We start from the raw sequence: 13,354 nt of genomic DNA, 5'->3' as shown, positions 1-13,354 counted from the left end.
ATCTCCTACGTGTCGTTTGTCAGCGTCAGCTCTGGGCGGCGGCGATGGATTCCCGGGCCTTGGCGGCCACATTCTCGGCAGTGAAGCCGAACTCCTGGAAGAGCACCTTGCCGTCGGCGGAAGCCCCGAAGTGCTCCAGGGAAACGATGCGACCGGCGTCCCCGACGAAGCGGTACCAGGTCAGGCCGATCCCGGCCTCGACCGCGACCCGCGCCTTGACGGACGGCGGCAGCACGCTCTCCCGGTACCCCTGGTCCTGCGCGTCGAACCACTCCACACACGGCATGGACACGACCCGCGTCGGCACACCGGAAGCCTCGAGCTGCTCGCGCGCCTCGACGGCCACGTGCACCTCGGAACCGGTGCCGATGAGGATCACCTCGGGCGTACCCGTGGACGCCTCGAACAGCACATAGCCGCCCTTGGCGGTGTCCTCGTTGGCCTCGTACGTCGGCACACCCTGGCGCGTCAGCGCGAAACCGTGCGGGGCGCCCTCGCCGTAGACCTTCGTGTAGCGGCGCAGGACCTCGCGCCAGGCGATCGCCGTCTCGTTGGCGTCGGCCGGGCGGACCACGTTCAGGCCCGGGATCGCGCGCAGCGACGCGAGGTGCTCGACCGGCTGGTGGGTCGGGCCGTCCTCGCCGAGACCGACGGAGTCGTGCGTCCACACGTACGTCACCGGCAGGTGCATCAGCGCGGAGAGACGGACCGCGTTGCGCATGTAGTCGGAGAAGACGAGGAACGTACCGCCGTAGGCACGCGTGTTGCCGTGCAGGGTGATGCCGTTCAGCTCCGCGCCCATGGAGTGCTCGCGGATGCCGAAGTGGATCGTGCGGCCGTACGGGTTCGCCTCCGGCAGCGGGTTGTCCGCCGGGAGGAACGAGGAGGTCTTGTCGATCGTCGTGTTGTTGGAGCCCGCGAGGTCGGCGGAGCCGCCCCACAGCTCGGGGATGACGGCACCGAGCGCCTGGAGCACCTTGCCGGACGCGGCACGGGTGGCGACACCCTTGCCCGCCTCGAACACGGGGAGCTGCTCCTCCCAGCCGGCCGGCAGCTCGCCCGCGCGGATGCGGTCGTACTCGGCGGCGCGCTCCGGGTTGTTCGTGCGCCACTCCTGGTACGACGGGTCCCACGTGGCCTTCGCCTCGCGGCCCCGCTCCAGCGCCTGGCGGGTGTGCTTGAGGACGTCGTCGGAGACGTCGAAGGACTTCTCCGGGTCGAAGCCGAGGACGCGCTTGGTGGCCGCGACCTCGTCGGCGCCGAGCGCCGAGCCGTGCGCGGCCTCGGTGTTCTGCGCGTTCGGCGCGGGCCAGGCGATGATCGAGCGCATCGCGATGAACGACGGCTTGTTCGTCACCTTCTTCGCGGCCTCGATGGCGTTGTAGATGGCGTGCGGGTCGAGGTCGCCGTCCGGCTTCGGGGCGACGCGCTGGACGTGCCAGCCGTAGGCCTCGTAGCGCTTGACGGTGTCCTCGGAGACCGCGGTCTCGGTGTCGCCCTCGATGGAGATGTGGTTGTCGTCCCACAGGAGGATGAGGTTGCCGAGCTCCTGGTGGCCGGCCATGGAGGACGCCTCCGCGGAGATGCCCTCCTGGAGGCAGCCGTCACCGGCGATCGCGTAGATGAAGTGGTCGAAGGGGGACTCGCCCTGCGGGGCGTCCGGGTCGAACAGACCGCGCTCGTAGCGGGCGGCCATCGCCATGCCCACGGCGTTGGCGACACCCTGGCCCAGCGGGCCGGTCGTCGTCTCCACACCGGTGGTGTGCCCGTACTCGGGGTGCCCCGGAGTCTTGGAGCCCCACGTACGGAACGCTTCGAGGTCGGCCAGCTCCAGGCCGAAACCGGCCAGGTAGAGCTGCGTGTAGAGGGTCAGGGACGAGTGACCGGCGGACAGCACGAACCGGTCGCGTCCGACCCAGTCGGCGTCGGCGGGGTCGTGGCGCATCACCTTCTGGAAGAGGGTGTACGCGGCCGGGGCCAGGCTCATCGCCGTACCGGGATGGCCGTTACCGACCTTCTGTACGGCATCGGCGGCCAGGACGCGGGCGGTGTCCACCGCCCGCTGGTCCAACTCGGTCCACTCGAGGTCTGTGGTGGTCGGCTTGGTGCTCACCCTGGGTCAGGGCTCCTCTCCACATGTCACGCATGTCGAATGCCGGTGCACGCGGCGCCCACCGGCCGTTGTCGAGCCTACCCCCGTAAGAACGTGCATTTTTTCGAGTCATTCCAGACTGCCGGGACTCTCGCGGATCCGCCTCCCGACTGGGTCGTTTCGTATTCGGCAACTGAATACGGAGGTGCTCGTTCGAGTGCTCAACAGAGGCGTGATCAGCTCTTCCGGGGGTGCTCCCCAACACGACCCCACCCCCGCGAATGTCCGGGTCTGGGCAACGTCTACAGTGGCGTGGTACGCGTGAGCCTTTACGGGGAGTTCACACCCGAAGGCTTGCTGGGATGTCTCTGTCAGGGGTGTGCGTGACGGCCGTTGAATCCCGTCCAGCGGGGATTGTCGGGGCGAGTCAGAGCCCGAGCCGACGGCCGATCGGGGCCCGGGTCATGGCGTTCGTGGCGTTGACGAAGCCGCGGATCATCGAGCTGCTGCTGATCACCACCGTTCCGGTGATGTTCCTGGCCCAGCAGGGTGTACCGGACCTCAAGCTGGTCCTCCTCACCTGTGTCGGCGGCTACCTGTCCGCCGGTGGCGCGAACGCGCTCAACATGTACATCGACCGCGACATCGACGCGCTCATGGACCGCACCTCGCAGCGCCCCCTGGTCACCGGGATGGTCAGCCCCCGCGAGTGCCTCGCCTTCGGCATCACCCTCGCCGTCGTCTCGACACTCCTCTTCGGCCTGACCGTCAACTGGCTGTCCGCGTGGCTCGCGCTCGGAGCGCTCCTCTTCTACGTCGTCGTCTACACGATGATCCTCAAACGCCGTACCTCGCAGAACATCGTGTGGGGCGGCATCGCCGGCTGCCTCCCGGTGCTCATCGGCTGGTCCGCGGTCAAGGACTCGATGTCCTGGGCGCCGATCATCCTCTTCCTCGTCATGTTCTTCTGGACGCCGCCGCACTACTGGCCGCTCTCCATGAAGGTCCGCGACGACTACGCGCGCGTGGGCGTGCCGATGCTCCCGGTCGTCGCCTCGAACAAGGTGGTCGCCCGGCAGATCGTGATCTACAGCTGGGTCATGGTCGCGGTCTCCCTGCTGCTCACGCCCCTCGGCTACACGGGCTGGTTCTACACCCTGGTCGCACTGCTGGCCGGCGGCTTCTGGCTGTGGGAGGCGCACGGGCTGCAGAACCGCGCCAAGGCCGAGGTGACCGGCGGCAAGCTCAAGGAGATGCGGCTGTTCCACTGGTCGATCACCTATGTGTCCCTCCTGTTCGTGGCGATCGCGGTGGACCCCTTCCTGAGGTAGGGCCTGAGGTAAGGCCTGGGGCAGGACCTGAGGCAGGAGTCACTCACCCCGCCCGTCGCCGTTCGATCTACCCGTCGGTAGCATCCTGGGCATGGCAGACACGCAGCAGGTTGACGCGAAGGCCGAGCGCCAGGTGGCCCGCCTCGCCAAGCAGATCGGCACCTTCTCCAAGGCGCACGGCGGGGCCGAGGGCCAGGTCGCGTACATCGGGGAGCGCGGCGCCCGCATCGTCCTCGTCGGCGAGGACGGCGGCTGGGGCGACCTCGTCGCCACGACCTACGAGATCGCCCAGCAGGCCGTCGAGAAGTCCGGCATCACCGTCCACGAGGACTTCGACGGCGAGTTCGCGGCCAAGGTGAAGACGGGCCCGTACGAATGGAGCCGCATGGCGGGCATCCAGGTCGGCGGCCCGAGCAACGGCTGACGAGGGGGCGTCCGCTCACACGGGGTGTGTGCGAGCAACACCTGACACCCGGTTCACCCGTTAGGACCTCAGGAACGCACGGTCCAGCCACGGGGAGCCCGGATGATCGAAACGCCGTCCCTCGTGGACCAGTACTGCCACGGCGTACTGAGAACGGAGCTGGGCCTCGGCACCTTCGAGGCCCAACTCGCCCGCACCGAGGGCCCACCCGCGCCCGGCACCACCCTCTTCGACACCCAGACCGGATTCGCCGTACGACGATGGTGCCCGCCCCTGCTCGGTCTGGAGCCGCACTGCCCGCCCGCCCGCTATCTCGCCCGGCGCCGTGAACTCGGCGTACTGGAAGCGGGCCGCAGGCTGCTGCGCGGCAGTGGCATCACGACGTATCTGATCGACACGGGCCTGCCCGGCGACCTCACCGGACCCGCCGAGATGGCGACGGCCGGCCGGGCGGACGCGCGGGAGATCGTCCGCCTCGAACTCCTCGCCGAACAGGTCGCCGACACCTCCGGCACCGTCGAGTCCTTCCTCGCCAACCTCGCCGAGTCGGTGCACGGCGCCGCGGGCAGCGCGGTGGCCTTCACCTCCGTGGCGGGCGTACGGCACGGTCTCGCGCTCGCGCCCGAACCGCCCGGCCCCGGTGAGGTGCGGGGCGCGGCGGGCCGCTGGCTGGCCGGGCGGCGGGTCGGCGGGACGCTCAGCGACCCGGTGCTGCTGCGGCACCTGCTGTGGATCGCCGTGGCGTCCGGGCTGCCGCTCCAACTGCACGCCGGACTGGGCGAACCGGGCCTGCGCATCGACCGCACCGACCCCGTCCTGCTGACCGACTTCGTGCGCGCGACGGCCGGGCTCGGCACCGACCTGGTGCTGCTGCACAGCTACCCGTACCACCGGCACGCGGCCCATCTCGCCGGTGTCTTCCCGCACGTCTACGCCGACTCCGGCGCCGCCCTCGTCCGCACCGGCGCCCGCGCCGCGACCGTCCTCGCCGAGATCCTGGAGCTGGCCCCCTTCGGCAAGATCCTCTTCTCCAGCGGGGCGCACGGACTGCCCGAACTGCACGTCGTGGGCGCCCGGTTGTTCCGCGAGGCGCTCGCGCGGGTGCTCGGGACCTGGGTCGCCGAGGGGGCCTGGTCGTCGGCGGACGCGCAACGCGTGGCGGGACTGATCGCGGTCGGCAACGCAAACAGGGTGTACGGGCTGGAGTGAGCTGTACAGACTGGGCCCATGCCGACCGACGCGCTGCTCGCCCGCTTCCTGAACGAACTGGCCCCGCTGAAACCCGTCGCCGTGTGGGCCCACGGTTCGCTCGCCGGGGGCGACTACCAGGAGGGCCGCAGCGACCTGGACCTGATAGCCATCCTCGACCATCCCCTCAAGCCGAGCACCGCCCGCCAGCTCGTCGCCCTGCACCGAGGGCTGCGCACCGACCCCCTCGCCGTCCGCCTGCACTGCAGCTACCTCGCCCCGGGCACCCAGGACGCCCCGAACCAGCGCCACCTCACCTGGGCCCACGACCACGTCACCCGCCGGCCCGTCACTGCCGTCACCCGACGTGAACTGCACGACTTCGGGCGGGTGTTGCACGGCGGATCACCGAAGGACCTGCTGCCGGAGGTGACGGACCAGGAGCTGGCCGAGTTCGTCGTACGGGACCAGCGGGAGTTCTGGCGGCCGGCCGTCGACAAGCCGCAGCTCTGGCTCGAGAACGGCTGGGTCGAGGTCGGCCTGACCACCTTCGCCCGCGCGACGGTCACCCGACGGGACGGCCGCCTGATCACCAAGCGCGAGGCACTCGACCTGCTGCCCGCGCTCGGCGCTCCGGTGGAGGTCGTAGAGGACGTCGTACGGCGGCGTTACGACGACACGGTCCCGTCCGCCGCCTCCGTAGAGGGTGATTGGCTCCACCGCAGGGCGGAGCTGACCCGGGCCTATCTCGGCCCGGCGATCGACGACTTGGTGACCCGCTACGGGTGAGCCGTTTATTGCGGGTGGTGCTTCACGCGCGTGTGGGCACCGACTGCTCGGCCGAGGGGCCCGGCAGGTCGGCGAGCACGTCGGGCCGCTCGCGCAGCGACAGCAGCACGCGCAGCACCCCGATCCACACCAGGCAGGAGCCGAGCATGTGGAGGGCGACCAGGGCCTCGGGGAGGTTCGTGAAGTACTGGACGTAACCGATGACGCCCTGGGAGAGCAGGATCAGGAACAGCTCCCGGGTGCGGTCCAGGGGGCCCTTGGGAGCGTCGACCGCCTTGAGGACGAACCACAGGGCGAACGTCAGCGTGACCACGATCCAGGCGAGCACCGCGTGCAGCTTGGCGACCGTCTCCCAGTCGATCGGGATCCGGTCGACCTCCTTGGAGTCGCCCGCGTGCGGGCCCGCGCCGGTGACCACCGTGCCGACCGCGATCAGCAGCACGGAGGCGGTGACCAGGAACCACACCAGTTGCTGCACGGCCTTGCCGACCAGCGGCTTGGGCTCACCGTCGCCCTCCCGGCTGCGCTGCCACATCAGCGCGGCGACCGCGATCAGCGCCGAGGAGAGCAGGAAGTGGGCCGCGACCGTGTACGGGTTGAGGCCGACCAGCACCACGATCCCGCCGAGGATCGCGTTGCTCATCACGATCCAGAACTGCGCCCAGCCCAGTCGGGTGAGGGCGCGGCGGTACGGCTTCTCCGAGCGTGCCGCGATGATCGCCCAGCCGACGGCCGCGCACAGGACGTACGTCAGCATCCGGTTGCCGAACTCGATGGCTCCGTGGAAGCCCATCGCGCTGGTCGTGGTGAGCGAGTCGTCCGTGCACTTGGGCCAGGTCGGGCAGCCGAGCCCGGAGCCCGTCAGCCGCACGGCACCGCCGGTGACCACGATGACCACCGACATGACGAGCGCGGCGAGCGCCGCCCGCTGGACGGTCCGGGGATCCGGGGTCCAGCGTGCGGCGATGAAGGCGAGGGGGTTGCGTGCGGCGGCTACGACGTCGGCACGGGTCACGTTGGGCACGGGGACCATCGTAAGGGGGTGCTTGTGCACGCTTTCACGAGGGTCCGGCACGGGCCTACTCCCAGCGGAAGAACGCCCCCGCCGCGGCCAGCCCGACGACCGCCCACACGCCCAGGATCCCCAGGTCGCCCCACGGCATCCCGGCCCCGTGCTGGAGCACGTCGCGCAGGCCGTCCGAGAGGGCCGAGATCGGCAGCAGGCCCAGCACGTCCTGCACCCCCGGCGGGTACTTGTCCATCGGCACGATCACCCCGCCGCCGACCAGCAGCAGCAGGAACACCAGGTTGGCGGCGGCCAGCGTGGCCTCCGCCTTCAGCGTGCCCGCCATCAGGAGGCCCAGGCCCGAGAAGGCCGCCGTGCCGAGGATCAGGAGGAGGAACACCGCGAACGGGTTGCCGTGCGGGGACCAGCCCAGGGCGAAGGCGATCGCCGTCAGCAGGATGATCTGGAGGACCTCCGTCACCAGCACCGACGCCGTCTTCGCGGTCATCAGGCCCCAGCGGGGCAGCGGGGAGGACGCGAGGCGCTTCAGGACGCCGTAGCGGCGCTCGAAGCCCGTCGCGATGGCCTGGCCCGTGAACGCCGTCGACATCACGGCGAGGGCGAGGATGCCGGGGGTGAGGAAGTCGACGGACTTGCCCTTGCCGGTGTCGACGATGTCCACCGAGCTGAACAGGACCAGCAGGAGGGTCGGGATGACCACCGTGAGGACGAGCTGTTCGCCGTTGCGCAGGAGCATCTTCGTTTCGAGGATCGCCTGCGCCGCGATCATGCGGGGGAGGGGCGCCGCCCCGGGCTGCGGGGTGTATGTCCCAGGGACAGTCGTGGTCACGAGCGCAGCTCCTTGCCGGTCAGCTCAAGAAAAACGTCCTCCAGGGTGTGCCGTTCGACCGAGATCTTCTCCGGCATCACCCCGTGCTGCGCACACCACGAGGTGACCGTGGCGAGCAGTTGCGGGTCGACCTTGCCGCCGACGCGGTAGGAGCCCGGGGTCAGTTCGACGGCGGTGGAGTCGGCCGGGAGGGCCTTCAGCAGGGAGCCGACGTCGAGGCCGGGGCGGCCGGTGAAGCGGAGGGTGTTCTCGGCGCCGCCGCGGCACAGGTCCTCGGGGGAGCCGTGCGCGATGACCTGGCCGGCGTCGATGATGGCGACGTCGTCGGCGAGTTGCTCGGCCTCGTCCATGTGGTGGGTCGTGAGGACGATCGAGACGCCGTCCGTGCGGAGGTCGCGGATGAGGTCCCAGGTCGCGCGGCGGGCCTGGGGGTCGAGGCCGGCGGTCGGCTCGTCCAGGAAGATCAGTTCCGGGCGGCCGACGACGGCCATCGCGAGCGCGAGCCGCTGCTGCTGGCCGCCCGACAGCCGGCGGTACGTCGTGCGGCCGCAACTGCCGAGCCCCAGGCGCTCGATGAGGGCGTCCACGTCCAACGGGTGCGCGTGCAGCTTGGCGATGTGGCGGAGCATCTCGTCGGCTCGGGCGCCCGAGTAGACGCCGCCGGACTGGAGCATCACGCCGATTCTGGGGCGCAGCGCGGCGGACTCGCGGACCGGGTCGAGGCCCAGGACGCGCACCGTGCCGGAATCCGGCTTCCGGTACCCCTCGCAGGTCTCGACCGTGGTCGTCTTGCCCGCTCCGTTGGGGCCGAGCACCGCCGTGACACCCGTACCGGCCACCAGGTCGAGGCCGTTCACCGCGGTCTTCGTGCCGTACCGCTTCACCAGGGCCTGGACCTGGAGCACGGGCTCACTTCGCATGCGCCCGAGTCTAGGTAGGCGAACCCGGCCTCAGAGCGGCGGGTGCGGGATCTCCTCCTCACGGGGACGGTGCAGGGGCAGCCACCGCTCGGCGTAGGCCACGGCGTCGCCCACCGGGAACAGCCGTACGTCGGCCGCGCCCACCTTTCCCCGTACGACGGGACGGTCCCGTTCGAAGTCGTGGCCCAGTTCGTCGAAGCGGTCGGAGGAGATCGACACCTCGGTCACCGTCTCCCAGCCGTCCGGGCCGGGACGGCCGAGCTCGACCAGCGGGGACGGGATCCGGTACTCGGCGAGATGGAAGCTGGTGCAGGTGTCGTAGCCCGCGCCGAGCAGCAGCACGCGCGCGTGGAGGCCCTCCAGACGGGCCAGCGGGCTGCGCTCGCCGAGCCGGCAGTCGGTCGCGTGGCCGTCGAGGATCTCGCCCGCGCGCGGGCCGATCGCCGCGAAGGACGTCTGCGGGTGCGCGGAGCGCAGGGCGCCGGGCCAGGTGCGCACGGTCTCCGGGACGACGCCGACACCGCGCGAGGGCGTGACGAGGGGGTCGTAGGACGGCATGGACGCGCGGATGGTGTCCCACCACGCGCGGGGGACCGGCGGGTTTCCCCAGTGGGCCGGGTCCGAGAGGTCGCCGGACTGGGCGGGGACCACCAGGGTGCCGGTCGGGCCGAGCGCGTCGAGGAGGCCCTGGACGACCGACACGGCGCCTCCGCAGACCCATCCGAGGGAGCTGAGGGAGGTGTGCGCGAGGAGGGTTTCACCGGGGTGGACGCCGAGCTCGCGCAAGTGTGCGGCGACTGTGTCCCGGGTGACAAGTGGGCCGGTGGGAGGGGGTGTGGGCATGGTCCTGGAGTGTCCTCGAAGGGGGTCGGCGGAACCAGTGAATTGATCGATCAAAGATCGTTTTCGCAGGTCAGATTAGGTATGCCTAAGTGATGCAGCGCACCGTCCATCCGCCGGGCGCGGGTTGTCAGGCTCTGAGGAATTACGCAACAATGGCGTTGTGAAAAACGTTGGCGAGGCTCCGCAGGAGGAACTCGCGACCGGTGAGCGGTCCACCCGCAACCGTGTCGCGCGCTCCATCCTGGACCACGGCCCGTCGACCGTGACCGACCTCGCCGGCCGACTGGGACTGACCCAGGCCGCCGTACGCCGTCATCTCGACGCACTCGTCGCCGACGACGTCGTGGAAGCACGTGAGCAGCGGGTCTACGGAGCGCGCACGCGCGGCCGCCCCGCAAAGGTGTTCGCCCTGACCGACTGCGGCCGGGACGCCTTCGACCAGTCCTACGACAAGCTCGCCGCGGACGCGCTGCGCTGGATCGCCGCGCACAGCGGCGGGGACGACGCCGTCGTCGCCTTCGCCCGCGACCGCATGGCCGCCCAGGCCATCGCCTACCGCAAGGTCGTCGAGGCCGCGGCCCCCGAGAATCGCGCGGAAGCCCTGGCCAAGGCCCTGAGCGCGGACGGGTACGCTGCTACGGCGCGTAGCGCACCGGTCGGTGAGCAGCTCTGCCAGCACCACTGCCCGGTCGCCCATGTCGCCGAGCAGTTCCCGCAACTGTGCGAGGCGGAGACCGAGCTCTTCTCCCAACTGCTCGGCACCCATGTCCAGCGACTGGCCACCATCGCCCACGGCGACGGCGTGTGCACCACGTTTATCCCGAAGATTTCCAAGACCGTTTCCGATCCATCTGACTCATCTGCACGTACCGCCGGGAGGAACCCCGCATGACGCTCCCCATCGAGGAGACCGCCCACCCCGAGCTCGAGGGTCTGGGCACGTACGAATACGGCTGGGCCGACTCCGACGTGGCCGGTGCCTCCGCCAAGCGCGGCATCAACGAGGACGTCGTCCGGGACATCTCCGGCAAGAAGAACGAGCCGGAGTGGATGACCAAGCTCCGCCTCAAGGGCCTGCGCCTGTTCGAGAAGAAGCCCATGCCGAACTGGGGCTCCGACCTCTCCGGCATCGACTTCGACAACATCAAGTACTTCGTGCGCTCCACGGAGAAGCAGGCGGAGTCCTGGGAGGACCTGCCCGAGGACATCAAGAACACGTACGACAAGCTCGGCATCCCCGAGGCGGAGAAGCAGCGCCTCGTCGCCGGTGTCGCGGCCCAGTACGAGTCCGAGGTCGTCTACCACCAGATCAACGAAGAGCTCGAGGCGCAGGGTGTCATCTTCATGGACACCGACACCGCGCTGAAGGAGCACCCGGAGCTCTTCAAGGAGTACTTCGGGACCGTCATCCCGGTCGGTGACAACAAGTTCGCGTCGCTGAACAGCGCCGTGTGGTCCGGCGGCTCCTTCATCTACGTGCCGAAGGGCGTGCACGTAGAGATCCCGCTCCAGGCCTACTTCCGTATCAACACGGAGAACATGGGCCAGTTCGAGCGGACGCTGATCATCGTCGACGAGGGCGCCTATGTGCACTACGTCGAGGGTTGTACGGCGCCGATCTACTCCTCGGACTCCCTGCACTCCGCGGTGGTCGAGATCATCGTGAAGAAGGGCGGCCGCTGCCGCTACACGACCATCCAGAACTGGTCGAACAACGTCTACAACCTGGTCACCAAGCGCGCCGTGGCGTACGAGGGCGCGACCATGGAGTGGATCGACGGCAACATCGGCTCCAAGGTGACGATGAAGTACCCGGCCGTCTACCTGATGGGCGAGCACGCCAAGGGCGAGACCCTCTCCATCGCCTTCGCGGGCGAGGGCCAGCACCAGGACGCCGGCTCCAAGATGGTCCACATGGCGCCGAACACCTCCTCCAACATCGTCTCCAAGTCGGTGGCGCGCGGCGGCGGTCGTACGTCCTACCGCGGTCTCGTCGAGATCGGCGAGGGCGCCCACGGCTCCAAGTCGAACGTGCTGTGCGACGCGCTGCTCGTCGACACCATCTCCCGTTCCGACACGTACCCGTACGTGGACGTCCGCGAGGACGACGTGTCCATGGGTCACGAGGCGACCGTCTCCAAGGTCAGCGACGACCAGCTCTTCTACCTGATGAGCCGGGGCATGACCGAGTTCGAGGCGATGGCGATGATCGTGCGCGGCTTCGTCGAGCCGATCGCCAAGGAGCTGCCGATGGAGTACGCCCTCGAACTCAACCGGCTGATCGAGCTGCAGATGGAAGGTTCGGTCGGTTAACACCGGTCTTCTTTAAAGCAGCAAGCGAATTCTGACGCAGGAAAGAGAGCAGACCGACAGCCATGGCTGAGGCTCAGAGCGCCCCCACCTTCGACTCCGCTCATGCGGGGGGACCCCCATCGGTGGGGTCAACCACCGCCGGCGCGGTGGCAGTTGCCGCCGAGTCGACCGTCGCCACGCGCATGAGCGCGCCCCCCTCCTTCGACGTGGCGGACTTCCCGGTCCCCCACGGCCGCGAGGAGGAGTGGCGGTTCACCCCGCTGGAGCGCCTGCGCGGGCTGCACGACGGCACCGCGGTCGCCGACGGCGGCGGCGTGAAGGTCGCCATCGGGGCCCCCGACGGGGTCGTCGTGGAAACCGTCGGCCGTGACGACGCGCGGCTCGGCAAGGCCGGCACCCCGGTGGACCGCGTGGCCGCGCAGGCCTACTCGTCCTTCGAGAAGGCCTCGGTCGTCACCGTCCCCAAGGAGACGGTCCTGACCGAGCCGATCCGCATCGTCGTGCACGGCGAGGGCGGGGTCGCCTACGGCCACCAGGTCGTCGAGCTGGGAGCCTTCGCCGAGGCCGTCGTCGTCATCGACCACACCGGTGACGCGGTCCTCGCCGCCAACGTCGACTACATCGTCGGCGACGGCGCCAAGCTGACCGTCGTCTCCGTCCAGGACTGGGACGACAAGGCCGTGCACGTCGGCCAGCACAACGCGCTGATCGGCCGGGACGCCACGTTCAAGTCGTTCGTCGTCACCTTCGGCGGCGACCTCGTACGACTGCACCCGCGTGTGGCCTACTCCGGACCCGGCGGCGAGGCCGAGCTGTTCGGCCTGTACTTCACGGACGCCGGCCAGCACCAGGAACACCGCCTCCTGGTCGACCACAACGTCCCGCACTGCAAGTCCAACGCCGTCTACAAGGGCGCGCTCCAGGGCGAGGGCGCCCACGCCGTGTGGATCGGTGACGTGCTCATCGAGGCCACCGCCGAGGGCACCGACACGTACGAGATGAACCGCAACCTCGTGCTGACGGACGGCGCCCGCGTCGACTCCGTGCCGAACCTGGAGATCGAGACCGGCGAGATCGTCGGCGCCGGACACGCCTCCGCGACCGGCCGCTTCGACGACGAGCAGCTCTTCTACCTGATGGCCCGCGGCATCCCCGCCGACGACGCCCGCCGTCTCGTGGTCCGCGGCTTCTTCGCCGAACTGGTCCAGCAGATCGGTGTCACCGACATCCAGGAGCGGCTGCTGGAGAAGATCGACGCGGAGCTGGAGGCGTCGGTCTGATGTCGTTCGTACGCGCCTGTGGGCTGAGTGAGCTGGAGGAGGACACCCCGAAGCGGGTGGAACTCGACGGCACGCCGGTCTCGGTCGTCCGTACCGCGGGAGAGGTGTTCGCGATCAACGACATCTGCTCGCACGCGAACGTCTCGCTCTCCGAGGGCGAGGTCGAGGACTGCCAGATCGAGTGCTGGCTGCACGGCTCCGCGTTCGACCTGCGTACCGGCAAGCCCTCCGGCCTGCCCGCCACGCGCCCCGTACCCGTTTACCCCGTACAGATCGAAGGGGACGACGTGCTCGTCTCCCTCACCCAGGAGTCCTGAG

13 protein-coding genes are annotated in these 13,354 nt (G+C 69.6%); 8 read left to right on the top strand and 5 right to left on the bottom strand.

The genetic code is table 11. The features are described 5' to 3' along the window. Positions 1 to 25: 25 nt before the first annotated feature. A complete protein-coding gene (gene tkt / locus OG223_RS14205; RefSeq protein ID WP_329247406.1) occupies positions 26 to 2,113 on the bottom strand; it encodes a transketolase in 2,088 nt (695 codons plus the stop codon). A gap of 356 nt (positions 2,114 to 2,469) precedes the next feature. Between tkt and OG223_RS14200 the strand changes: the two genes are divergently transcribed. The 4 genes from OG223_RS14200 to OG223_RS14185 all read left to right on the top strand — a co-directional run bounded on the left by OG223_RS14200 (position 2,470) and on the right by OG223_RS14185 (position 5,824). Next, entirely contained in the window at positions 2,470 to 3,423 is a 954-nt protein-coding gene (locus tag OG223_RS14200; RefSeq protein ID WP_329265271.1) for a heme o synthase, read from the top strand. A 91-nt stretch (positions 3,424 to 3,514) separates the two neighbouring features. Beyond that, on the top strand, positions 3,515 to 3,847 hold the full coding sequence (locus OG223_RS14195) for a hypothetical protein (protein WP_329247404.1): 333 nt from the start codon (positions 3,515 to 3,517) through the stop codon (positions 3,845 to 3,847). A gap of 102 nt (positions 3,848 to 3,949) precedes the next feature. Next, a complete protein-coding gene (locus tag OG223_RS14190; RefSeq protein WP_329247401.1) occupies positions 3,950 to 5,056 on the top strand; it encodes an amidohydrolase family protein in 1,107 nt (368 codons plus the stop codon). 18 nt (positions 5,057 to 5,074) lie between these two features. Further along, on the top strand, positions 5,075 to 5,824 hold the full coding sequence (locus tag OG223_RS14185; protein WP_329247400.1) for a nucleotidyltransferase domain-containing protein: 750 nt from the start codon (positions 5,075 to 5,077) through the stop codon (positions 5,822 to 5,824). A 22-nt stretch (positions 5,825 to 5,846) separates the two neighbouring features. Here OG223_RS14185 and OG223_RS14180 read toward each other — a convergent pair whose 3' ends face one another. The 4 genes from OG223_RS14180 to OG223_RS14165 are packed head-to-tail and all read right to left on the bottom strand — an operon-like array spanning position 5,847 to position 9,443. Next, positions 5,847 to 6,857, bottom strand: coding sequence for a COX15/CtaA family protein (locus tag OG223_RS14180; protein WP_329247398.1), 1,011 nt, complete (start codon positions 6,855 to 6,857; stop codon positions 5,847 to 5,849). Between the two features lie 46 nt (positions 6,858 to 6,903). Further along, positions 6,904 to 7,620, bottom strand: coding sequence for an ABC transporter permease (locus tag OG223_RS14175; RefSeq protein ID WP_329265270.1), 717 nt, complete (start codon positions 7,618 to 7,620; stop codon positions 6,904 to 6,906). Between the two features lie 56 nt (positions 7,621 to 7,676). Further along, positions 7,677 to 8,600, bottom strand: coding sequence for an ABC transporter ATP-binding protein (locus OG223_RS14170; protein WP_329247395.1), 924 nt, complete (start codon positions 8,598 to 8,600; stop codon positions 7,677 to 7,679). Between the two features lie 30 nt (positions 8,601 to 8,630). Then, on the bottom strand, positions 8,631 to 9,443 hold the full coding sequence (locus tag OG223_RS14165) for an aminoglycoside N(3)-acetyltransferase (protein ID WP_329247392.1): 813 nt from the start codon (positions 9,441 to 9,443) through the stop codon (positions 8,631 to 8,633). A 160-nt stretch (positions 9,444 to 9,603) separates the two neighbouring features. On the opposite strand from OG223_RS14165, the gene OG223_RS14160 reads away from it, so the two are divergent. The 4 genes from OG223_RS14160 (at position 9,604) to OG223_RS14145 (ending at position 13,353) form a co-directional block, all read left to right on the top strand. Continuing rightward, positions 9,604 to 10,335, top strand: coding sequence for a helix-turn-helix transcriptional regulator (locus OG223_RS14160; protein WP_329247390.1), 732 nt, complete (start codon positions 9,604 to 9,606; stop codon positions 10,333 to 10,335). Further along, a complete protein-coding gene (gene sufB / locus OG223_RS14155; RefSeq protein WP_019060529.1) occupies positions 10,332 to 11,756 on the top strand; it encodes a Fe-S cluster assembly protein SufB in 1,425 nt (474 codons plus the stop codon). The genes OG223_RS14160 and sufB overlap by 4 nt, the downstream gene beginning before the upstream one ends. 62 nt (positions 11,757 to 11,818) lie before the next feature. Next, the gene (gene sufD, locus OG223_RS14150; RefSeq protein WP_329247386.1) at positions 11,819 to 13,036 is read left to right on the top strand and encodes a Fe-S cluster assembly protein SufD; all 1,218 of its coding nucleotides are present in this window, start codon (positions 11,819 to 11,821) and stop codon (positions 13,034 to 13,036) included. Beyond that, positions 13,036 to 13,353 (top strand): non-heme iron oxygenase ferredoxin subunit, encoded by a 318-nt coding sequence (locus tag OG223_RS14145; RefSeq protein WP_200689345.1) that lies wholly within the window; start codon positions 13,036 to 13,038, stop codon positions 13,351 to 13,353. Before sufD ends, OG223_RS14145 begins: the two co-directional genes overlap by 1 nt. Position 13,354: the final 1 nt, after the last annotated feature.

The organism is Streptomyces sp. NBC_01478, from assembly GCF_036227225.1.
Classification (GTDB): Bacteria; Actinomycetota; Actinomycetes; order Streptomycetales; family Streptomycetaceae; genus Streptomyces.
Note: the sequence above shows the minus strand (reverse complement) of the source record. Positions and strands in the feature narration are given on the sequence as shown.